Origin of the sequence: Campylobacter concisus (genome assembly GCF_003049705.1) — a bacterium.
Classification (GTDB): Bacteria; Campylobacterota; Campylobacteria; order Campylobacterales; family Campylobacteraceae; genus Campylobacter_A; species Campylobacter_A concisus_AR.
The window spans coordinates 282,411-303,084 of record NZ_PIRF01000001.1 but is presented as its reverse complement, the minus strand read 5'-3'; the positions used below and the strand labels follow the sequence as shown (position 1 = coordinate 303,084).

The following is a 20,674-nucleotide window of genomic DNA, read 5'->3' as shown; positions in this document are numbered from 1 at the left end:
CGCTTCACTCAGGCAATAAAATTATATAAATTCTTTGCTTAAAGTAATGTTTTGGCAAGCGCGATACAAGCGTTTATATCTTGACTTTGGCTCACTATTGGCTCGGTAAATTTTAGCTCTTTTGCAGTGACCTTTCCAATGCTTATCGCTTGATAGCTCTCATCCCAGCCAAAATTACTAAGAAAATTTTTGACATTTAGCGGAGAAGCGAAGATCAAGATACTATTTTTTGGTGGTTTTAGCTCCATTTTGCAAGGATTTAAGACATTTTCATAGGCGATGATCGCTTTTATATTTACGCCGCCATTTTGCAAAATTTCTAAGAAATTTGAAGCACTATCTTTACCCTTTAGATAAAGAACATTTTTACCTTTTAAAAGTGGCAAAATTTCCTTTGCAAAGTCGTCTCCGTGAGCGTTCTTTCCGGTATAAATTTCACTAAATCCAAACTCTCTTGCGGCCGACGCACAACTATTTGCAATGGCAAAGACTGGCAAATTTATAGGCGAAATGCCATTAAATTTTAATGCATTAAAAGCATTTTTAGAAGTAGCTACCAGTACGTCATAGTCACTTAAATTTAATTCAAATTTTAAAAACTCGATCTTGCTAACACTTAAATTTATAACGCTCTCATCAGTCGTTTTTGTATTTGAAATAAGATAAATTTTATGCAACTCTTTTTAACCTTAAAAAAGACATCAAAGCAAGTAATGTGCAGGCTAAAATAACAATAGAAGTCGAATAAAATATATCGCCAAGCCCAACTAGCGGAGAGACGACACCGCCTAAGAAAAATGGGCAAAATCCAAGTATCGCTGAGGCTGAGCCCGCGTATTCTCTGCCTTCGTTCATAGCTAGCGATGAAGCAGTTGGCAAGACAAATCCTGTAAAAAGAAGTAATAAGAAAAATGCGATAATGACGCCGATCACTTCAAATTTAAAGCAAAGCATGAAAGCAATAAAAATGCTAGCAAATAAGGTGCCAAAAAGCCCGGTTTTAAGTGCTTTTCTCTCATTTAAAAGACTAGCAAGCCTTGCTCCTATAACAAGCCCTAAACCATTTGAAGCAAAGCAAAAGCTATAGCTTACTGGACTTAAAGAATAAAATTCTTGAAAGATAAACGAAGATGACGCTATATAGGCAAACATCGCGCCCATCGCAAATGTCTGAATGCTTACGAAAAGCATAAATTTTTTCTTTCTTAAAATTTTTCCAAAAACACTATAAGTCACTAGCAAAGGCATTTTTAAGCGATTTGACTGGCTTAAGCTCTCTTTGAAATAAAAATTTGCGATAAAAAGCAAAATACCAATGATGGTTAGCGCCATAAAGATGCCGCGCCAGTCGGTAAATTTAAGTAGCAAGCTGCCACCAATTGGCGAGAGTATCGGGGCAAGACCATTTACGACCATCATAAGACTAAAAAATTTAGTCATTTCATGGCCCTTATAAAGGTCGCTCACAACGGCTCTTGAGATGACTAAGCTGCCGGCACTTGCAAGCCCTTGAATAATTCTCATAAAGATAAAAAACTGGATATTTTGCGAGAAAAATATAAAAATAGTGCTTATAGTATAGACGATGAGCGAGATGGTAAGGGGCAGTTTTCGGCCAAATTTATCACTTATTGGGCCAACTATGAGCTGACCTATGGCTAAGCCTGCCATCGATGTCGTGATCGTTAATTGCGTAGCTGTGACACTTGTTTTAAACCACTCGGTAATAGCCGGAAGTGCTGGCAAATAAAGATCTGTAACAAATGGTCCAAATGCAGAGAGGGCACCTAAAAATAGCAATAAAAATAGCTTGGAATTTTCTTTTTTCATAGTTTTTCTTTAAATTTTAAAAGAGATTATATTATGACTTTGCTTTTTGGGTTATTAAGGGTAAATTTAACGTGATATATAAAATATAAAAGCCCTAAAGATAGGGCTTGGTATTACATTTTGTCTTTAGTGACGATTAAGAGCATTTTAAATTTATCTTTTATCTTTAATCCGTGTGGTATTTTGCCTGGAAGCACGATGGTATCGCCTTTTTTGATATCAAAATGTTCATCACCAATAGTTAGCTTCATCTCGCCATCAAGTGCGATAAGTAGTGCATCGCCTGGAGCTGCGTGGGTCGAGAGCTCTTGGTCTTTGTCAAAACTAAGCAGTGACATCGAGCCATTCTCATTTTTAACAAGCGTCTTGCTAACTATCTTGCCACTCTCGTAGCTAACGGCATCTGCGAGGCAAAAAATACTCGCTTTGTCTAAATGATCTATCATAACATTCTCCTTAAAATCTATTAGTAAATATTTTGTTTTCTTTGTAAATTTGAGTTTTCGCCAGATTTTTGCCTCGATAAGGCAGGCTTCATCATACCCAAGCTTCATCTGCTTTTTGCCATACTCAAGTTGCGCTTCGCCATCTATCACCCAGGCAAGGCTATCTATAAAAAGCATCTCGTGATCTAGCTCCTCACCCTCGTCAAATGCGTATATATCAACGCTTGCGTTTTTATTTTGAAAGAGCCTTTTGCTAACGACACTTTTTTTAACTATATTTGTGTCTTTGTCTAGATTATAAATTTGACTCATTTTATATCCTTTTTTGCAAAATTATAAAAGGTTAAGAACTAAATTTCATTGACCAATGTTAATAAAAAGATAAAATATATCCTAATTAAAACCAATGCGTATAAAGAAGTTCCATTTACAGAAAATTTCATAAAGGGATTTTTGTGTCTACTCTCACTCAATAATTACCATATCATATTTGTTTCTTTTATTCTATAACAGTATCTTTTTAGTTTCTGTTTTTAATATGCGCAACCCGGCTTCCTTGCCGTAGTTTTGTAAGCTTCGTTAAGCACTAATCCAATACCCATTTGATGGAATCTTTTATGCCAATTACAAAAGTATCTGTACAATCCTTGCCGGTTGCATTTATACAACAAAACCAACCGACTCATCATTCATATAACAAGCGAGAAAAGGCTTTTCCTGCGAATCACGAATATACTCTTCTGTGCTTTATGGTATTCCAAACCATTCTGAAAGGTCATATAATATTTCTTTTGATGCACATTCTTTTTCCAGTTTATCTTCAACTTCTTTTATTTTTATATCAATTTACTCTTCCACAACTTCTATACTTTTAAATGTATACCTTTGTTTCTTAAATTTTCTATGCAATCAGCTAGATATTCGATATTGTGCTCTTTGTAAATTGGACTGCCTATAATTTCCTCTTTAAGATTATTGTACTTTTCTGCCGTCCTTCCTCTATAATTTTTATCTTTCCATTCCGCAGAAACTTTATATCCTCTTTTTTCCATCTCCACCATAACCAATACATGGTAAATAAAAAGATGATATGGGGAATATGTAAACACATAATCTACGGTTTTATGTTTCTTTTTCCATCCATTGCCCCTCAAAGCACAACATTCCCTGTGTTGTCCAAGAAGCTGATTTTTAGGCAATAAGTGGATAAGTTTTTCATGCCATAGTCTCATATTTTTCTCCTGTTAACAAGGTTGATTTTTCTAAATATTCATTAGGGTATTTCTTTAGTAAAGTGTTAATGCATTCAATTACAGCCTTCTGACTATTCTCCCCTGCCATATATCCATTTAATATATCAAATAATACCTGTTTTTCAATTGTATTTGCATCTTTTCTGAAATATCCCCATATATGAAGAATGGCATTACTAAAATCTTTTTTGCTCTCCTTCATATCTCTTGTTTCCTGTATTTTTTCATTTAGCCATACAACATCCAGTTCTTTTTCCTTCAAGTACTCCCTTATCTCCAGATATGCTTTTTGCGATTTGCTTAGTACAAAATATTTATTTTTTGCCCATAACTCTTCACATTCTCTTCTTGTATCTTTGTGTCTCATGTTGACGCTTCTTTCAAAATATTCAAACCAAAACAAATCCCATACAATGTATCACAATTTAAGCATTTATTAATAGCATTTAAATTTTTGTTTAGGTAAGGTATAAATGAATATCCTGCATTATTAGTATGTTAAAGTGGGCTCAGATACAAATGATTTTTATTACTATAACCTATTCAAATTTATTAACCACTGTTTCCACAAAAGCCTCCCACCAAAATAATGGAAGGCTTTCTAAATAATTTATCTAAATTTAAAACTCCCTTTGGAACCTACTTTTTCTTACTTTTAGTATCAAAATAGTATCACTAAGGAGCTTTTTGCTTCCGTAAGCCGTTGTGATATTGTATTTTCAACGGTTTTACAGCAGAAATATTTTTGTTACTCTACTCCCACTCGATAGTTGCAGGCGGTTTGCTCGAGATATCGTAAACTACACGGTTTATGCCGTTTACCTCGTTTATAATGCGGCGGCTTACGTTTTCAAGTAGATCATAAGGAAGCCTTGAAAAGCTTGCAGTCATGCCATCACTCGCGTCAACCACGCGCACGCAAACAGCGTTTTCGTAGGTGCGGTTATCGCCCATTACTCCGACAGAATTTACATTTAAAAGTACGCAGAAAGCCTGCCAAGTTTTGTTATACCAACCAGTACTTTTTAGCTCATCACGCAAGATCACATCAGCTTTGCGAAGTAGCTCTAGGCTTGGTTTATTTACTTCACCCATGATGCGGATAGCAAGGCCCGGTCCTGGGAAAGGATGACGGAATACTAAATCGCGACTTAGTCCAAGCTCAAGACCTAGCTTTCTAACCTCATCTTTAAAAATTTCTCTTAGTGGTTCAATTAGTTCAAATGTCATCCAATCAGGCAAACCCCCAACGTTGTGGTGGCTCTTTATCGTTTTGCTTGAGCCAACGACTGAGCTTTCGATGATATCAGTATAAAGAGTGCCTTGAGCTAAAAATTTCACATCACCATGCTTCTTAGCCTCTTTTTCAAAAATTTCTATAAAAGTCTCACCTATGATCTTGCGCTTTTTCTCAGGATCAACGACGCCAGCTAAGCGACCAAGAAAGGTCTCACTCGCGTCTATGCTAACTAGCTCAACACCAAGCTTTGTTCTAAATGTAGCCTCAACCTGCTCTCTTTCATTTGTTCTAAGAAGTCCGTTATCGACAAAGACAAGGATCAAATTTTCAGGCACAGCAGCTGCTAAAAGCGCCGCGGTTACAGAGCTATCCACGCCACCGCTAACTGCACAAAGTACCTTGTGAGTGCCAACTGTTTTTCTTATCTCTTCTATCTTATTTTTAGCGAAGCTTCCCATATTCCAAGTGCTCTCGCAACCACAAATATATTTAGCAAAATTCTTTAAAATTTGCGTGCCATATTCGCTGTGTTGTACCTCTGCGTGAAACTGGATCGCATAAAATTTTCGTTTATCATCACCAAAAGCACAATAAGGCGAATTTTCACTAACAGCGATCACTTCAAAGCCCTCTGGCAAGTCCTTTACATAGTCACTATGACTCATCCATACGATTTGTTTTGAAGGTGTATCTTTAAATAGCTCATGCTCTTTAATAGCATTAAGCTCTGCTTTGCCATACTCTTTTTGATCAGCCGCTAAAACCTCAGCTCCATGTGTGTGAGCAAGTAGCTGCATGCCGTAGCAAACGCCAAGTATAGGGATATTTAACTCAAAGACGCCGTTATCGCAAAAATAAGCATCTTTAGCATAAACACTAGCTGGACCGCCACTTAAAATGATACCTTTTGGCTCTTTCGCCTTTATCTCACTAAGCTTTGCATTAAATGGCAAAATTTCAGTGTAGACGCCCTCTTCTCTTAGCCTTCTAGCTATTAGCTGAGTGTATTGCGAACCAAAATCCAAAACTATAATCGTATTGTTCATTTATAACCTTTTAAAAATAGATATGAAAAATTTCAAACTGCACATACCAAACAATGATCGATACGATATATCCTAGAACCACCATCCAAGCGTATTTCATATGTGCACCAAAGGTATAAATTCCTTTTAATTTACCCATTACTCCAACACCAGCTGCTGAACCAAAGCTGATCATCGAACCACCAATACCAGCAGTTAGTGTCACTAATAGCCACTGACTCATTGCCTCGCCTGCATCAGCTCCCATAGCTGGATTTGCTTTTAAGACAGCTGACATAACAGGGACGTTATCAACGATTGCTGAAAGGAATCCAACTCCGATATTTACAGCAGTTGAGCCAAATTTATCATAAAGTGATACAGCGTAATTTAAAAATCCAGCAAAATGAAGAGCACCAACTGCAGCTAAAATTCCAAAGAAGAAAAATAGTGTGTTGTTTTCGATCTTTGACATATAGTGAAATACATGCATTGGCTCTTCATTTTTGTGAGCTTTTTTGAAATAGTAAGTATAAAGACTAAGTAGTGAGAAACCAAACATCATGCCCCACATCGCTGGCAAGTGGAAAAGCTGGTGCATCATAACAGCACAAAAGATAGTAAATGCGCCTATAAAGATAACTGCTTTGCCACCTTTTTTGATAACAACTTTTGGCTCGTTTGCCACATCAAAATGCGGTGCAGTACTTGGCACTACGCGAGAAAGTAAAAATGCTGTTACAAGCCAGCCAATAATAGATGCTGGGAAAAGTGCGAAAAAGTCTAGGAATGGTGACTTACCTGCTGCCCAAACCATAAGCGTAGTGATATCGCCAAATGGACTCCATGCTCCACCTGCATTTGCTGCTACGACAATGTTTATCGCACCAGCTACTAGGAAATTTGTATTATTTCTATCTATCGTTAGAAGAACGGTTGAAAGAATAAGCGCTGTTGTTAGGTTATCAGCTACTGGACTTATGAAAAATGCCAAAATACCAGTTAGCCAAAATAGCTTTCTATAAGTATAGCCTTTTGATACGAGATTATATTTAAGTGCATTAAATACGTCTCTTTCTATAAGTGCTTCTATAAAAGTCATCGCCACCATCAAGAAAAATACGATCTGAGCGATCTCTAAAATCAGGTGATTTACCTCATGTTCAAGCGAATGCACATCCATGCCATTTATAAGCATATAAACGCCGATAAGTAGGAACATAAACGTACCGATAAAGATAGCAGGTTTTGCCTTATCGATATGGAAATTTTCTTCTGCTGCTATGAAAAAATATCCAACAATAAAAATTATAAGCGATAAAATTCCTGCCCACGTAGTAGTTAAGTCAATAGCTGCGGTTTCTCCATCAGCACCAAAAGCCATCGCGAAAAACAAGCCTAGAAGTCCAAAAAACCTCATTATACTCTCCTTGTAGAATAAAAAATCTTGATATATTACTTAAATGAGCCTAAAAATTAGGTTAGTTAAAATTATTAAGCTTACATTACATTTTTATTTAAATACGAAAATTTTACTAGATTTTGTTTATCTTGTCAGTTTTCTTTTCTTTTACGGGAGCATTTCCATAAAATGGATCATCTTTATAGCCACAACCACTAAATGCAAAAAGAGTAAAAATTAAAATAAAAAATGATAAGATAAGCCCATGAAAAACGCTAAATTTTTGATAAATACTATTCACGAAAATCCTTTGTATAAAGAAAAATTAAGCATGGCAAATGAGTGCCAACAGCTTTTAGAGCTTATGGGGAAAGCAAAACGATTTTATATAGCTTTTTGCTACGTTAGAGAAGGTGTTTTGACCTTTGTTCTTACTCATCCCACTGGGCTTTTAGAGCTTAGGCGTGATAGTAGTATAAATGATATAAAAAGGTTATTAAAAACCTTTTGTAAATTTAATAAAAATAGTGTTTTTAACAGCATTCTTACTCCAAAGCCTCTTAACGAAATCAACTATACAAAAAACAAAAAAGAAGAAAATATAAGATTTGTCGTGAGCAAATTTTTAAAATTTTTTAATCAAAAAGAGCAAAGTGCCATCTTTTATACGCCAGCTAGCAAAGGCGAGTTTAAAAATTTAGCAAAAGACGAGCAAATACACCAGAAATTTGAAGAGCTAAGAAAAATTTTGCTCAAGAAAAATGAGCAGGCAAGATGCTAATAGACGAGATAAGAACACTTCCAAACGAGCCTGGCGTATATCAGTATTTTGACGCGCAAAATAGGCTCTTATACGTTGGCAAGGCCAAAATTTTAAAAAACAGGGTCAAAAGCTACTTTAAATTTACCCCAAGCCTAGCTCCGGCTGAAAAACTAAGCCCAAGAATTTCTAAGATGATAAGCGAAGCTGTGCATCTTGAATACATCGTCACGCCAAGCGAAGCAGACGCTCTAATACTTGAAAATTCTTTCATCAAGCAACTAAAACCAAAGTACAACATCTTGCTTCGCGACGACAAGACCTATCCTTATATCTTTATAAATTTAAATGATGATTTTCCAAGATTTGAGATCACTAGAAAAGTAGTAAAAGGCTCAAATATACGCTACTTTGGGCCATATTTTAGTGGAGCTAGCGAGCTACTTGAGGCACTTTATCTAAATTTCAACCTCGTTCAGAAAAAGACCTGCATTAAAGGTAAAAAAGCCTGCCTTTTTTATCAGCTAAAACGCTGTTATGCCCCGTGTGAAGGCAAAATTTCAAAAGAGAGCTACGCTAAGATCGTAAACGATGCTATTGCAGCCTTACAAAATCCAAATTTGCTCATCACTCGCCTTGAAGAGCTCATGCTAAACTACGCCAAGGCCGAAGACTACGAGCAAGCAGCCGCGACTAGAGATAAGATACAAACACTTAAAAATATGCAAACAAAGGTTGAAGTTGATCTTGCTAAACTTGAGGACTTTGAGGCCTACTCGGTCGCTTGCGTGCACGATATGATCTGTGCGGTAAGATTTAGCGTGCAAAGTGGCAAGATAACTGGCGTAAAAACTGACATCACGCAGGCCAAAAACGCCCAAAAAGACGAGATAAACGAAGCTTATAAGCAGGCCATTTTAAAAAGCTTCATAGCTGGACAGCCGATAATTAGCACCAAAATTTATGTCAATGAAAGCTTTGAAGATAGCGAGCTGGTGGAGGAAATTTTAAACGAGAGATTTGGGCGTAAATTTAGCATCACTTGCCCAAAAATAGGCGATAAGCGTAAAATTTGCGAGATAGCTACAAAAAACGCTGAAGTTAGCATCGAAAAATACCTAAAAACGCACGATAATGAGCTATTAAACGAGATAAAGGAGTATTTTAATCTAGCTCACACGCCTTACGTGGTCGAAGCCTACGACAACTCACACCTTTTTGGCGAGGCGAGCGTCGGGGCGATGGTGCGCTATGAGCATGGCGAATGGGCGAAGCAAAACTACCGCCAAATGCATCTAAATTCCAAAAACGACTACGATCAGATGAAAGAGAGCCTAACAGCTAGAGCCCTTAGATTTGACAAGCTTAGTCCGCCTGATCTTTGGGTTATTGACGGAGGCGAAGTGCTTTTAAACTTAGCCTGTGAAATTTTAGCAAGCAGTGGCGCAAATGTCGATGTGATAGCCATTTCAAAAGAGAAGACCGATGCCAAAGCTCACCGCGCAAAAGGCGAGGCAAAGGATAAAATTTACACAAAAAATGGTAGCTTTAGCCTAAGTACGAGCGATAAAAAGCTTCAGTTTTTCCAAAAAATGCGTGATGAGAGCCATAGATTTGTCATTAGCTTTCACAGAAAAACAAGGCAGAAAAATGATATGCAAAGATCAATTCTAAAGCAAGCTGGCGTATCTGAAGGAAGTATCGCGAAATTAATCAGCTTTTACGGAAGTTTTGATAAAATCAGCGAAGCGAATTTAGACGAAGTGGCAAAAATAACAAACAAAAGCGTAGCAGAAAAGCTTGCAGTGCTCAAAGAAGGAAATTTGAAGTGATAATATATGATGAAAATTTAAAAATATCTGCGATAACGCAAGATTCACTTGAGCTATTGGGTTTTGATAGTTTAGATGATTTTTTGTTGCAATACAAAGATATAAGTGAGCTAGTCATAACAAGCCAAGAAAGTACAAACTACAGCTTCTTGGAATTTTTACAAAATACGAAAGATGATAGCGCTAGAGTAAATTTAAAAAGAAAAGATGGTGGCGCGATCTTACTAGAAGCGAGATTGCAAAATGCCATTTTAAAAAATGGTGAAAAATTTTTTATCGTGCTTTTAGAGAAGCAAGACATAATAAATAACCAAAATCTAATAGCAGCAGTAAAAGTAAAACCTACATTAAGACTGCCTGTTTTCAAACTAAACGCATGGTATCTTTTTGATACACAGACACAATCACTTATCGATGATTCCTGGTTTGAAACATCGCTTAAAATACTAAATTTAAGTAAAAAAGATTTTGCATCCTATTTAAATATATTTTTACGTAACGCAAGAGAAATTCTTATCCAGATCCAATCAGCCATAATCGCAAAAGATGAGATAATGCTCAAAAAATACGTAGATGAGATAAGAGAAGCTGCATTAAATTTAAAGCTTAATACCCTTGCAAATGAGCTTAACGCTTTTTTAGATAACAATCAAAATGGAAAAATGAAAGAGATGTCTCTTTTTACCAAAAGACTAATTGAGATAGAAAATATCGTCAAAAAATATAGCAAAAAGAGTATCAATGAAAAATAATAAATTTTATATATTGCTAGCGCCAATAATAATTTCAGCGATCTTTTGTGCATATAGCGGAAATGAAAGCTATAAAAAATTTACAGATCTAAAAGATCTAAATGAAAAACTATATAAACAATCCTTAGTATTTCAGACTATAAAATCTGTAATACAAGAGCACGATACGCTAATAGGCAAAAGCCAGGAAGATATAAAAAAGCTGCGAGATAGCACCTTAAAAAATACACAAAAATTTATAAAATCTATAAGAAAAGACGATCGCATCGAGATACGAAATATAAATAAATTAAAAGAATTGCTAGCAAATCTAAACCAAAATGATAAATTTGATGAACTATTTTACGAATTTTTCCAAAATATAAATGGAGAAATAGATAGCGATTTTAAACAAGACTTAGACCGAGACTTTCCGCTTATAATAAAAGCTTATGCCGCAACTTTAAGTAAAATTTACAATCAACTCTCTTTAGCAAACAACACCAAATACTACGTAAAAAATATCTTTATAAATGGCCCTTTATTTTCGATAAACAATAATGTGAGGGAAAATATATATTCCGTAAAGGACAACACGCCAAATCTTGATATGCTTCCAAAAAGTGAGCTAAAAGAGAATATTTATAAAGACTTTAACCAGTTTGAAGCCAACTATCAAGCTAAAAAGATAAGAGAAGTTAAAGCCAAGATCGCATTTTCTGAGAAGCTAAATATCGAAGATATAATCTTAATAAAACAGTATGAAGATGATAAATTTATACTTTTATTAAATAGTGCCATAAACATAAAAAATGAGCTGTTAGAACTTACTAAGAGCGAGAAAATAAGCTTTGGCATAAAGACCTTTTTTGAGTTTTTGCTTTGTGGCTTGCTCATTTTGTCTTTGCTTGGTATTTCTGCTAGATTGAAATTTTTAAAAGTGCTTATCGATAAGTCAAAATACATATCGAGTTATATCCTATCATCAAAAGAGACAAGTGCAGATAATGCGATATCAAAGCTCATAAAAGCTTTTGAAGATCTAAAAGAAACCTATATAAAAGATAGCAGCTTTTTTCAGATAAAAGATAGATATATTTTATCCGTGAGCAAGAAGCTAGAGTCTATCAATAAGGAAATTTTTACATCGACTGCGGCTTTAAAAATAGAAACGAATAATAGCAAAAAGCAAGTATTTATAGACACAATAGAAAAAAATGCAAATATCATGACTTCGCTTTATAACAATGCTAAAAATATCTCAAATGTTAAAAAATATAGCGAATGCAATAAAACCGAGATATTTGATCCTCAAAAAAGCTTTGAAGAAATTTTGAAAGCAAATATCGTCTATTCGCAAAGCAAAAAGATAAATTTTATAAGCTACCTTGATCCAAGCCTTACAAATGAACTAGAAGGAAATCTAAATTCATTAAAAACCGCATTTAACTCTATCTTTTTGGCGTCTTTATCAATGTCTTTAAGACATCAAAATATTATCATCACTATCAAAAAAGTTCAAAAAGAGTTTGATAGAAGCGGACTTTGTTCTGTAAGCTTTAGCATAAAAAATAGCTCAGCTGCCATGAGCGAAAAGCAAATTTCAGATATATTTTCAGATGATGAGAATAGCTTAAATAATGATGAGAGCGAGTTTTATCTAAAAATCGCTCAAATTTATTTAAAAAATTTAGAAAGTAAGCTGGAGATTAACTCGTTTCCAAGTATTGGCAATGAGTTTAAATTTGTAGTCATCTTTAAAACAACATCAAACTATAAAGACTTTGATATAAAATGCGATCATAAACTAGCATTCTTACAAGACGCAAATGTAGCTTACAACGAAGCTTTTGAGCAGACCACAAAAGACCTTGGGCTCAAAGTGGATATGTTAACAAGCACTAGTCCATCTATTACAAAAAATTATGATGCTATATTTTTAAGAAACACCAATAAGCAAGGTCAAGATATTAAAAATCCGCTCATTTTAAAAGATCCGCTAACTCCATTAAGCATCACAAGGCTACTTTGCTTAGGCGAAGCTGATATTATGAATAAAAATTTAAACGATAAACCAAAAATTTTAATCTGCGATACTAATGAAATTTACATAGATATAACAGCAAGTGGTTTTAGTAAATTTAACTGCGAAGTTGTGGGAGTTTGTAATAAAAAAGATTTAAAACAAGCCATAAAGCAAGGCGATTTTGACCTTATATTTGTTGGCTCGAAATTTTTCGAAGCTGAAAAAAATAGCCTTCAAAAAAATATTGATCTTATAAAAGCAGCCATACAAAATGCGAAAATTCCAATTATACTAATGCTTTCAAATACTTCAAATATAGATGGAGAGAGTGTCAAAGAATACTTCAATGCTTATATAAAAACGCCAATAAATAGCGACGAACTGGCTCAAATTTTTAGAAAATTTTTGCCAAATTTTGGCGAGATTGCAATAAACGAAAGCTATCTAGTAAAAAGCGAAAATATTATTTTATTTAAGAAATCGCCAATGGAAAATAAAATATTTAGCTCAGCTTTAGGAGAATTTTACAACACACTTGAAACCACAAATAGCTTTGATGAGCTATTAACAAAGATAAAAACCAAAACTTACGGTATCGTTCTTATAGATGAAAGCGTAAAAGGCTTCAACTACGAAGAGCTAACAAGAGTTGTTGATAAGATAAGACAAAGCCAAAAGGTTGATACAAGAGTGCTGATATTTGGCGCACAAGAAAGAAGTGAATTTCCTTTTGTAAAAGTGCTAGCTAAAAATATCACAAAAGCAGAGCTTTCAGCTACCGTAAGAGAGCAAATCGATTCTATGGGCACTAGCTACGCTAAAAGCTCTTATGAATTTATTAAGTTTAACGCCTAAAACTCTTTTGCGTTATTTTTAAATACATTTAGCACGCTTGCTCGTTTATGGCAAATTTCGGCGTATTCTCTTTCGCTCTTTGAGTCATAAACTATACCAGCTCCAGCCCCAACAAATACATCACTAAATTCATTTTCACCTGGCACAAAGATGGCTGAGCGAATAAGAATAGCAACTTGAGCATCGCCATTAAAATGTAAAAATCCAATGCCACCGCCATAGATATTTCGCTCAGAAATTTCAAGCTCATTGATTATCTGCATAGCTCTTATTTTTGGGGCTCCACTTAGTGTGCCAGCTGGGAAAATACTAGCTAAGACGTCAAAAAGATCAAGCCCTTTGGCGCACTTGCCATAGACATCGCTTACGATATGAATTACTTTTTCATATTTTTGGATATGCATCGCATTTTTTACAGCTACACTTTTTGGTTCCGAAACCCTGCCGATGTCATTTCTGGCAAGATCGATTAGCATTTTATGTTCAGCCAGCTCCTTTTCGTCACTTAAAAGCTCATTTTCAAGTGCCGCATCAGCATTTGCATCACTTCCTCTAGGCCTTGTGCCCGCAATTGGTGCCACAAAAATTTGCTCACTTTTCATCTCAAAAACAAGCTCTGGCGAAGAGCCAACCACATCGCCATAAGGTGTAGGAAAATGAAACATATATGGGCTTGGATTTGTAAGTGAGAGCTTTTTATAAAATTCCAAACTGCTCATATTCGTTGAAATTTCAAGCAATTCACCAAGCACCACCTGAAAGACATCGCCGCTTCTTATATACTCTTTTGCTAACTCAACCATATCCTCAAAGTGTTTCTTTTCTTTATTAAGATCAGTTTTTATACTAAATTTACTCTGCTCTTTATTTTTGCATTCAACTTTCACATCAAGCAAAAAGTCATAATATTTATTCTTATCTCCATAGAATGTATAAATTTTACTCATCTTGTCAAAGTGTAGATAGGCCTTTGCATCGGCATAGATAAATTTTGGAAATTCATACCTTTTAGCTTTCTCTTCTCCGATATATTCAAAATATCTCACGCCATCATAAGCAAAAACACCAAAAAGACCTGCAAACGGAGCTAAAGATTTATTACGATTTGTATCAAAATAACTTCTAAGCCCATAAAAATCCATATCCTTTTCATCGATGTATTCACAATCAATGCCTATAATCGTTTGCGTCTTATCCTCGGCTAGGTAGCTATTTTTAAATTTTTCTCTAATCACTTCATAATAAAACAGTGGTTGTTCTAAGAGCATTTTTTTCCTTTAAATTTTTGATGATTATAAAAAAAGTTCGCTTTTAGTTTTTAAAATTTTTATCAAATTTCTAAATTTATGCCCAAATTTCACCTTTTTACTATTTTTTTAACACCGCTTGGCTAAAATTTGGCACTCGTAAAAGGAAATTTATGCTTTTTGTTGAACTTTTTATAATTGGTATCGGCGTTGGATACATCGCTGGCTTTTTTGGCATCGGGGGCGGCACAGTCGTTGTTCCTATAATGGTCGCCTTTGGATATGACATAAAAACTGCTATTGGCATAAGCGTCATGCAGATGATATTTAGTGCGACATTTGGCTCATACCTAAACTATAAAGCCGGGCTTTTAAAACTAAACCGCGGTGTATTTTTAGGTCTTGGAGGTCTGGTGGGGGCAAGTTTTAGTGGCATTATCGTATCGCACGCACCGGCACTCTTACTTGAGTCTATGCTTCTATCAACCTTTATCTTTTCGCTCATAAAGCTATACTTCACACCAAATAGTGACGGCACAAATGCGAATAATTCGCTCTTTTTGCTATTTTTAGTTGGCGTTTTTGTTGGCATTTTTGCCATTAGCATCGGCATCGGCGGAGGCGTCTTTATCGCGCCGATCTTGGTAGGCTTTTTACGCTACGAGCTAAAAAAAGCCGTTTCTATGGGTGTATTTTTCGTTATGTTTGCAGCTATCGCGGGTTTCATCTCGCTCTCGCTAAATGGCCATATCTCATACGCTGAGGGCGCATTTTTAGGTCTTGGCTCGCTAATAGGCGCATACTTTGGCACTAAAAAGACGCAAAATACCGACAAAAAAACACTTAAAAAATGGTTTTTGGTCTTTTACATAGCGATGATATGTTTGATATTAAAAGATATGTTTTTTGAGTAAGAGCATGGCTAAATTTGCCACGCTCTTTTTTTAAATTTCTTCAAAAAAATAGGCTTCGCTTAATTTAAAAGCAAGCTTATCTAGCTCGTCTTTACTTAAATTTACGCTCTTTGCGATATCTTTTAAACTAGCTTTGCCATCAAATTTTAAAGCTGCCTTGATCTCTTCATGGTTTAAATTTAACTTGCCATTTAGCTCATTTGCCAAAGATATGACTGGCGAGCTAGCCTCCAGAAAATACCCAAGATAGGCCGCAGCTCTAGGCTTTAGCCTAGTTTTTTTAGGCTCATAAGCAAGTGCAGCAAGCTTTGAAGATGAAATTTTGGTGTTTTGATCATTTAAAATTTCAAGTAGCCCCATAAATGCTTCGCCTTCGCTCTCACCAAGTGCGGCCTTTACTTTACTTAAATTTAGGCTTTGCGGATAGGCTTTGCTTAAAATTTCTTGTGTTTTTGTCCTTGGCTGCTCGCTAAAATATGCAAAATAAATCCTATCAAGCTCGCTCTCTCCAAGCACCGCGTCAAAGTCCTCAGCACCGCCAAGCCTCTCCTTGTGAGCGATGAGGCTTTTTCTAAATGATCTATTAAATAAAAAATCGTTTAGTTGCTCTTTTTTGATGCGAGAGTTGTAATTTTGCTCGATATGTGCGTCAAAGCGGTAAATTCCAGTTGAGCTTGCAAAGATATCATTTAGCGAAGCGTCTATGACGTAGCAAAGCCCGTGTTTGTCGATATGCTTGGCAAATTTATGAAAGTAAGTTGGCTCATTGCTAGCCTCCAAAAAATCATGCAATATATAATAATCATTGCCCTTTGCGATGATGCTTTGTAAGAAATTTAGCTGTGTTAAAAGAAGCTTCATACTATCTTTGTATACGACATCGCTTTGGCTTTGCAGGCTAAATTTCAAATAATCCTGCAAGAAATTTAACTCATCTTTCACATAAGCAAGTGCTTCTTTGCTGTCATTGCCTGAGCTAACAAAAAGCATAAAATCTCTTAAAATATCAAGACTCTTCCAGCCAGGATAGGTATTATACGAAACATAAGCGATACCATCCTTGCTAAGTAGTGCCTTAATCGTGGCAAGCAGCGCATCTCTTACATTTGGGCTCACCCAGCTATAAACGCCATGAGCGATAATATAGTCAAATTTCCCAAGCTCTTTTATATCGCTTTCGTTCATGTGCAAAAAATTTCGCTCAAGCAGAGTAAAATTTTCTAAACCTATCTGCTTTGCTACCTTGTTACCTTCAGCCACTTGATGACTTGAGATATCGATACCAACGACTTTTGCATTTTTATGTGAAATGGCAAATGGCAAGATATTACCGCCATATGACGAGCCAAGCTCAAGCACCCTAGCCTCTTTTAAGCCAGCTACCTTAAGCCCCAGAAATTTAGCAACCGCTTCTATCCTAACTGGCGAGCAGTCGCTAAATGCAGCCGAGAAATAAGGAATTTCATCATAAGCTTTCTTTGTTTTATTCATCAGCTATGTTTTCTTGCAAATTCTCTCATAAACTCGCCAAGTTTCTCAACGTCGCTTTGGCTTACGGCGTTATAGATAGAGGCTCTTATGCCGCCAAGATGTCTGTGACCTTTTAGCCCTAGCATGCCATCTTTTAGCGCTTCTTCGACGAAAACTGGCTCAAGCGCATGATCTTTTGGTATCGTAAAGCTCACGTTCATATCTGACCTACTTGATTTTTTTGCATGTCCCACGTAAAAGCCATTTGAGCTGTCTATGATGCTATAAAGTGTGCTTGCTTTTTTGGCATTTATCTTCTCAACCTCGGCAAGCCCGCCAAGATCTAGTAGGTACTGCATGGTTAAATTTAAAAGATAAATTCCAAAAGTTGGCGGTGTGTTGTAAAGTGAGTTTGCCTCTACGTGCGTTTTGTAGCGCAAAAACATAGGGACGTTTTGGCTGCTCACGCGATCAACTAGGTCTTTTCTTAAAATGACGATAGTCACGCCGCTTGGACCTGCATTTTTCTGAGCACCGCCATAAAGCAAGCCGATACTGCTAAAATCAAGCGGTCTAGCGAAAAAATCGCTCGAAGCATCGACAACAAGGGGCGATTTGGTCTTTGGCATAGTCTTATACTGCGTGCCATAAATCGTGTTATTTGAGCAGATGTAGGCGTAGTCGGCGTCATCGCTAAATTTAAACTCAGGTATGTAAGAGAAATTTTCATCTTCACTGCTTGCGACGACGTCTACATTTACGCCAAGCACTTTAGCCTCTTTGATCGCCTTATTTGTCCAAACGCCGGTGTTTGCGTACTGGGCCTTGCCGCCTTGATACAAATTCATCGGTATCATGCTAAATTGCAAATGTGCGCCGCCTTGCAAAAATAAAATTTCATACTTATCGCCGATGCCGTAAAGCTTTCTTATCTTCTCCATCGCGCCAAAGTGGATCTCCTCAAAGGTCTTGCTTCTGTGGCTGATCTCCATGATCGAGTAGCCCTCGTCTCTATAGTCTGTAAATTCGGCCTTTGCGTGCTCTAAAACGCTTAGCGGTATCGCGCTTGGGCCTGCACTAAAGTTAATTTTTCTACTCATTTTTACTCCTTGATAATTGCTTTTTTATGTGTATTTTGCGAGATAAGCTCGATCTCATCGTCTAATTTTAAATCTCCAAGATCAACTCTCTTACCATCTTTTCTAACCTCGATAAGCCCTTTTGTGCTCTCAAAAAATAGCTCTCTCATCTCATAAGCCTTCTTTAGCGAGCTAAGTGCCGAGCCAAGGACTAAAATTTTTCTTTGTACGGCGTTTGCTAGGGCGTTTTGCTTGTTTGTCACCTCGCTAAATTTTAGCTCAATCCTAGCCTTTAGAGCGTTTGACGAAAATTTAGAAAGAAGGACATTTAGCAAATTTTGCTTTTTGGTGATCTTTAAGCTTAAAGCGCTATCAAGATCGTCGCTGAGCCTATCAAGATACTGAAAAAACGCCTCTTCATCAGGCAAAAGATCAAGCATAGCTGCACTTGGCGTAAGCGACCTGCGGTCTGCTACAAAGTCGCTTATAACGTAGTCGATCTCATGTCCGATAGCGCTTATGACTGGCGTTTTTGTAGCGTAAATTTCACGCGCTAAGCCCTCGTCGTTAAAGCACCAAAGATCCTCTTTGCTGCCACCTCCTCTAGCTAAAACGATCACATCGACGCCGTATTTATCGGCTCTGCGCAAGGCTTTTATAAGCGAGCTTGGAGCACTTTCGCCCTGTGTTAGCGCGTCAAATATATAAATTTCACTTAGCCTCCAGCGGCTCTTTACCACCTTTAGCATATCCTGAAGTGCGGCTGAAGTGGCGCTTGTGACAAGGGCTATTTTTTTAGGTAAATTTGGTATCTCTTTTTTTGCTGATATATCAAAAAGCCCCTCGTTTTCGAGCTTTTCTTTAAGCTGCCTAAACGCAAGCTCAAGCTCACCCTCGCCATCAGGCAGCATCGCACTAGCCACTAGCTGATACGACCCGCTTGGCGAATAAATGGTCACTTTGCCATAAATTTTTACTTTTAGTCCATCTTTTGGTAAGAATTTCACCTTTTGATTATTCATGCGGTACATCACAGCTGAGATGCTTGACTTCTCATCCTTTAGCGTGAAGTACCAGTGTCCAGAAGCGTGCTTAGTAAGGCGCGAAATTTCTCCGCTTACCTCGACGTAGTCAAGTGTGGCTTCAAGCAGTGCCTTTGCTTTTTCGTTTAGCTCAGAAACACTAAGCATTGATTTCTCTAAAATGTGATCTTATATCATCTAAAAGAATTTTTTTGTTATCTCTTATGACATGCCAAAATTTAAATCCATTTAATCGTTCGGACTTTGCGGATTTTAATTTTGCTGCAAGTGAATGTATATCATAAAGTATATTATTATATTCGAGTCTAGAACCACGCTTTAAAATAGCGAATTCATCACTATTTTTTAAATAGAATCTCTCACCCAAATTTAAAAAATTTGCGTCAATCATCTGATCTAAAGTTACCTTTAATGGTTTTTTATCAAATTTTGCATGAGTTATATCACTATCTTCAAATACAATATCATTAACCCTTTTTTTGCCAAATTTTATATATTTATCATTTTGTTCTATAGAAATATAATTTCTTCCAAGCTTTTTTGCCATAGCTGCAGTTGTCATTGTTCCACCAAAAGGATCAAGCACTATATCTCCGATTTTTGAACTAATAGCAATAATCCTATAAAGCAGACTTTCCGGTTTTTGTGTAGAATGCAGCTTATTGCCATTTTCGTCCTTTAACCGCTCATTTCCATTACACACAGAAAATCTCCAAACTGAGCCTAATTGCCTTCTCTCGCCTTTTTCAAATAAATTTATATCAATATTTTCCGTATTTAATTCTTTTGCTGTTTTATAGTTAAAAGTAAATTTTGATTTCTTACTTTTTGTTGCCCAAATAAGAGTCTCATGCGAATTATTCAATCTTGTTCCCATAAAATTTGGGGTTGGATTACTTTTTTGCCAAATAACATCATTGATAAACCAAAACCCTAGCTCTTGCATAATCCCGCCGATAGTATATATGCATTGCATTCCTCCAATAACCCAAATAGATCCATTTTGTTTTAATACACGCTTACACTCATTAAGCCATTTACGAGTAAAATCAATATAATCATCACTATTTAAAAAAGTGTTATCCCATTCGTCATTACAACCATCAAATTCTTTGCCTTCTGGACGTTTTAATACTCCATCTACTCTCATCCAATATGGTGGATCAGCAAAGATTAAATCTATACTGTTAGTTGGAATACTTTGCAAAACATCGAGGCAATTTCCATAAAAAAATTTATTTAACATATTTAGCATAATCATCTTTTAAATACCACTGTCTATCTTTATCTCCAATGGTAATTACTTTATCTTGTATACTATTATGGCTTTTTAAATTTCTAACCTTTTGTGAAAATTTATCATCATTTCTTCCATCTAGTATTTTTAAATCTTCTCCGCTTGGTTTCATTATCCTTCTAAGTTCATCAATAAGCTCACTAGTCTTAATACCTGGTCTTTTTTTGATAGCATCAAGAGCTTTAATAGCGATTTCACCTTCTGTATAACAAGACATATTCAAT

The 20,674-nt window shown here is 36.1% G+C and carries 19 protein-coding genes; 5 read left to right on the top strand and 14 right to left on the bottom strand.

Annotation, left to right across the window (positions count from 1 at the left end):
- Positions 1–38: 38 nt before the first annotated feature.
- The 8 genes from CVT05_RS01515 to CVT05_RS09290 form a co-directional block, all read right to left on the bottom strand.
- On the bottom strand, positions 39–677 hold the full coding sequence (locus tag CVT05_RS01515) for a uroporphyrinogen-III synthase (protein WP_107697582.1): 639 nt from the start codon (positions 675–677) through the stop codon (positions 39–41).
- Complete coding sequence (locus tag CVT05_RS01510) at positions 670–1,830, bottom strand: multidrug effflux MFS transporter (RefSeq protein WP_107697581.1); 1,161 nt, start codon at positions 1,828–1,830, stop codon at positions 670–672. The genes CVT05_RS01515 and CVT05_RS01510 overlap by 8 nt, the downstream gene beginning before the upstream one ends.
- A gap of 113 nt (positions 1,831–1,943) precedes the next feature.
- Positions 1,944–2,588: a cupin domain-containing protein gene (locus CVT05_RS01505; protein WP_107697580.1), complete on the bottom strand. Its 645-nt coding sequence runs from the start codon at positions 2,586–2,588 to the stop codon at positions 1,944–1,946.
- Between the two features lie 551 nt (positions 2,589–3,139).
- Entirely contained in the window at positions 3,140–3,508 is a 369-nt protein-coding gene (locus CVT05_RS01495; protein WP_107697579.1) for a TIGR02328 family protein, read from the bottom strand.
- On the bottom strand, positions 3,492–3,896 hold the full coding sequence (locus tag CVT05_RS01490) for a YbgA family protein (RefSeq protein ID WP_103649135.1): 405 nt from the start codon (positions 3,894–3,896) through the stop codon (positions 3,492–3,494). The genes CVT05_RS01495 and CVT05_RS01490 overlap by 17 nt, the downstream gene beginning before the upstream one ends.
- A gap of 386 nt (positions 3,897–4,282) precedes the next feature.
- Positions 4,283–5,815, bottom strand: a complete 1,533-nt coding sequence (gene guaA, locus CVT05_RS01485; protein ID WP_107697578.1) for a glutamine-hydrolyzing GMP synthase — start codon at positions 5,813–5,815, stop codon at positions 4,283–4,285.
- 10 nt (positions 5,816–5,825) lie between these two features.
- Positions 5,826–7,214, bottom strand: a complete 1,389-nt coding sequence (gene nhaD, locus CVT05_RS01480) for a sodium:proton antiporter NhaD (protein WP_107697577.1) — start codon at positions 7,212–7,214, stop codon at positions 5,826–5,828.
- Positions 7,215–7,329: 115 nt separating this feature from the next.
- Positions 7,330–7,497 (bottom strand): hypothetical protein, encoded by a 168-nt coding sequence (locus CVT05_RS09290; RefSeq protein WP_167496277.1) that lies wholly within the window; start codon positions 7,495–7,497, stop codon positions 7,330–7,332.
- Between the two features lie 30 nt (positions 7,498–7,527).
- Here CVT05_RS09290 and CVT05_RS01475 point away from each other — a divergent pair, with 30 nt between their 5' ends.
- From CVT05_RS01475 to CVT05_RS01460, 4 genes are read left to right on the top strand one after another with little or no spacing between them, the layout of a single operon-like run.
- Positions 7,528–7,977 carry a hypothetical protein gene (locus CVT05_RS01475; RefSeq protein ID WP_107697634.1) on the top strand — a complete coding sequence of 150 codons (450 nt, stop codon included), beginning with the start codon at positions 7,528–7,530 and terminating at the stop codon, positions 7,975–7,977.
- A complete protein-coding gene (gene uvrC / locus CVT05_RS01470) occupies positions 7,971–9,788 on the top strand; it encodes an excinuclease ABC subunit UvrC (protein WP_107697576.1) in 1,818 nt (605 codons plus the stop codon). Before CVT05_RS01475 ends, uvrC begins: the two co-directional genes overlap by 7 nt.
- Positions 9,785–10,540: a hypothetical protein gene (locus tag CVT05_RS01465; protein ID WP_107697575.1), complete on the top strand. Its 756-nt coding sequence runs from the start codon at positions 9,785–9,787 to the stop codon at positions 10,538–10,540. Before uvrC ends, CVT05_RS01465 begins: the two co-directional genes overlap by 4 nt.
- Positions 10,530–13,400, top strand: coding sequence for a response regulator (locus tag CVT05_RS01460; RefSeq protein ID WP_107697574.1), 2,871 nt, complete (start codon positions 10,530–10,532; stop codon positions 13,398–13,400). Before CVT05_RS01465 ends, CVT05_RS01460 begins: the two co-directional genes overlap by 11 nt.
- Here CVT05_RS01460 and CVT05_RS01455 read toward each other — a convergent pair.
- Positions 13,397–14,668 (bottom strand): anthranilate synthase component I family protein, encoded by a 1,272-nt coding sequence (locus tag CVT05_RS01455; protein ID WP_107697573.1) that lies wholly within the window; start codon positions 14,666–14,668, stop codon positions 13,397–13,399. The genes CVT05_RS01460 and CVT05_RS01455 overlap by 4 nt on opposite strands.
- A 152-nt stretch (positions 14,669–14,820) precedes the next feature.
- On the opposite strand from CVT05_RS01455, the gene CVT05_RS01450 reads away from it, so the two are divergent.
- Positions 14,821–15,561: a sulfite exporter TauE/SafE family protein gene (locus CVT05_RS01450; RefSeq protein ID WP_107697572.1), complete on the top strand. Its 741-nt coding sequence runs from the start codon at positions 14,821–14,823 to the stop codon at positions 15,559–15,561.
- A 30-nt stretch (positions 15,562–15,591) separates the two neighbouring features.
- Here the strand turns inward: CVT05_RS01450 and CVT05_RS01445 are convergent, their stop codons facing one another.
- From CVT05_RS01445 to CVT05_RS01425, 5 genes are read right to left on the bottom strand one after another with little or no spacing between them, the layout of a single operon-like run.
- Complete coding sequence (locus CVT05_RS01445; protein WP_107697571.1) at positions 15,592–17,052, bottom strand: class I SAM-dependent methyltransferase; 1,461 nt, start codon at positions 17,050–17,052, stop codon at positions 15,592–15,594.
- On the bottom strand, positions 17,052–18,131 hold the full coding sequence (gene serC / locus CVT05_RS01440) for a phosphoserine transaminase (protein ID WP_107697570.1): 1,080 nt from the start codon (positions 18,129–18,131) through the stop codon (positions 17,052–17,054). Before serC ends, CVT05_RS01445 begins: the two co-directional genes overlap by 1 nt.
- Positions 18,132–18,133: 2 nt before the next feature.
- Complete coding sequence (xseA, locus tag CVT05_RS01435) at positions 18,134–19,300, bottom strand: exodeoxyribonuclease VII large subunit (protein ID WP_107697569.1); 1,167 nt, start codon at positions 19,298–19,300, stop codon at positions 18,134–18,136.
- Positions 19,293–20,408, bottom strand: a complete 1,116-nt coding sequence (locus CVT05_RS01430; RefSeq protein WP_234400518.1) for a DNA-methyltransferase — start codon at positions 20,406–20,408, stop codon at positions 19,293–19,295. Before CVT05_RS01430 ends, xseA begins: the two co-directional genes overlap by 8 nt.
- Positions 20,389–20,667 carry a hypothetical protein gene (locus CVT05_RS01425; RefSeq protein WP_107697568.1) on the bottom strand — a complete coding sequence of 93 codons (279 nt, stop codon included), beginning with the start codon at positions 20,665–20,667 and terminating at the stop codon, positions 20,389–20,391. The genes CVT05_RS01430 and CVT05_RS01425 overlap by 20 nt, the downstream gene beginning before the upstream one ends.
- Positions 20,668–20,674 lie beyond the last annotated feature (7 nt).

What these genes read in the sequence shown, in the direction of transcription:
- CVT05_RS01510 (WP_107697581.1), bottom strand. Translation starts at nt 1,830, where the DNA reads ATGAAAAAAGAAAATTCCAAGCTATTTTTATTGCTATTTTTAGGTGCC.
- CVT05_RS01505 (WP_107697580.1), bottom strand. Translation starts at nt 2,588, where the DNA reads ATGAGTCAAATTTATAATCTAGACAAAGACACAAATATAGTTAAAAAA.
- CVT05_RS01495 (WP_107697579.1), bottom strand. Translation starts at nt 3,508, where the DNA reads ATGAGACTATGGCATGAAAAACTTATCCACTTATTGCCTAAAAATCAG.
- CVT05_RS01490 (WP_103649135.1), bottom strand. Translation starts at nt 3,896, where the DNA reads ATGAGACACAAAGATACAAGAAGAGAATGTGAAGAGTTATGGGCAAAA.
- guaA (WP_107697578.1), bottom strand. Translation starts at nt 5,815, where the DNA reads ATGAACAATACGATTATAGTTTTGGATTTTGGTTCGCAATACACTCAG.
- nhaD (WP_107697577.1), bottom strand. Translation starts at nt 7,214, where the DNA reads ATGAGGTTTTTTGGACTTCTAGGCTTGTTTTTCGCGATGGCTTTTGGT.
- CVT05_RS01475 (WP_107697634.1), top strand. Translation starts at nt 7,528, where the DNA reads ATGGCAAATGAGTGCCAACAGCTTTTAGAGCTTATGGGGAAAGCAAAA.
- uvrC (WP_107697576.1), top strand. Translation starts at nt 7,971, where the DNA reads ATGCTAATAGACGAGATAAGAACACTTCCAAACGAGCCTGGCGTATAT.
- CVT05_RS01460 (WP_107697574.1), top strand. Translation starts at nt 10,530, where the DNA reads ATGAAAAATAATAAATTTTATATATTGCTAGCGCCAATAATAATTTCA.
- CVT05_RS01455 (WP_107697573.1), bottom strand. Translation starts at nt 14,668, where the DNA reads ATGCTCTTAGAACAACCACTGTTTTATTATGAAGTGATTAGAGAAAAA.
- CVT05_RS01450 (WP_107697572.1), top strand. Translation starts at nt 14,821, where the DNA reads ATGCTTTTTGTTGAACTTTTTATAATTGGTATCGGCGTTGGATACATC.
- CVT05_RS01445 (WP_107697571.1), bottom strand. Translation starts at nt 17,052, where the DNA reads ATGAATAAAACAAAGAAAGCTTATGATGAAATTCCTTATTTCTCGGCT.
- serC (WP_107697570.1), bottom strand. Translation starts at nt 18,131, where the DNA reads ATGAGTAGAAAAATTAACTTTAGTGCAGGCCCAAGCGCGATACCGCTA.
- xseA (WP_107697569.1), bottom strand. Translation starts at nt 19,300, where the DNA reads ATGCTTAGTGTTTCTGAGCTAAACGAAAAAGCAAAGGCACTGCTTGAA.
- CVT05_RS01430 (WP_234400518.1), bottom strand. Translation starts at nt 20,408, where the DNA reads ATGCTAAATATGTTAAATAAATTTTTTTATGGAAATTGCCTCGATGTT.
- CVT05_RS01425 (WP_107697568.1), bottom strand. Translation starts at nt 20,667, where the DNA reads ATGTCTTGTTATACAGAAGGTGAAATCGCTATTAAAGCTCTTGATGCT.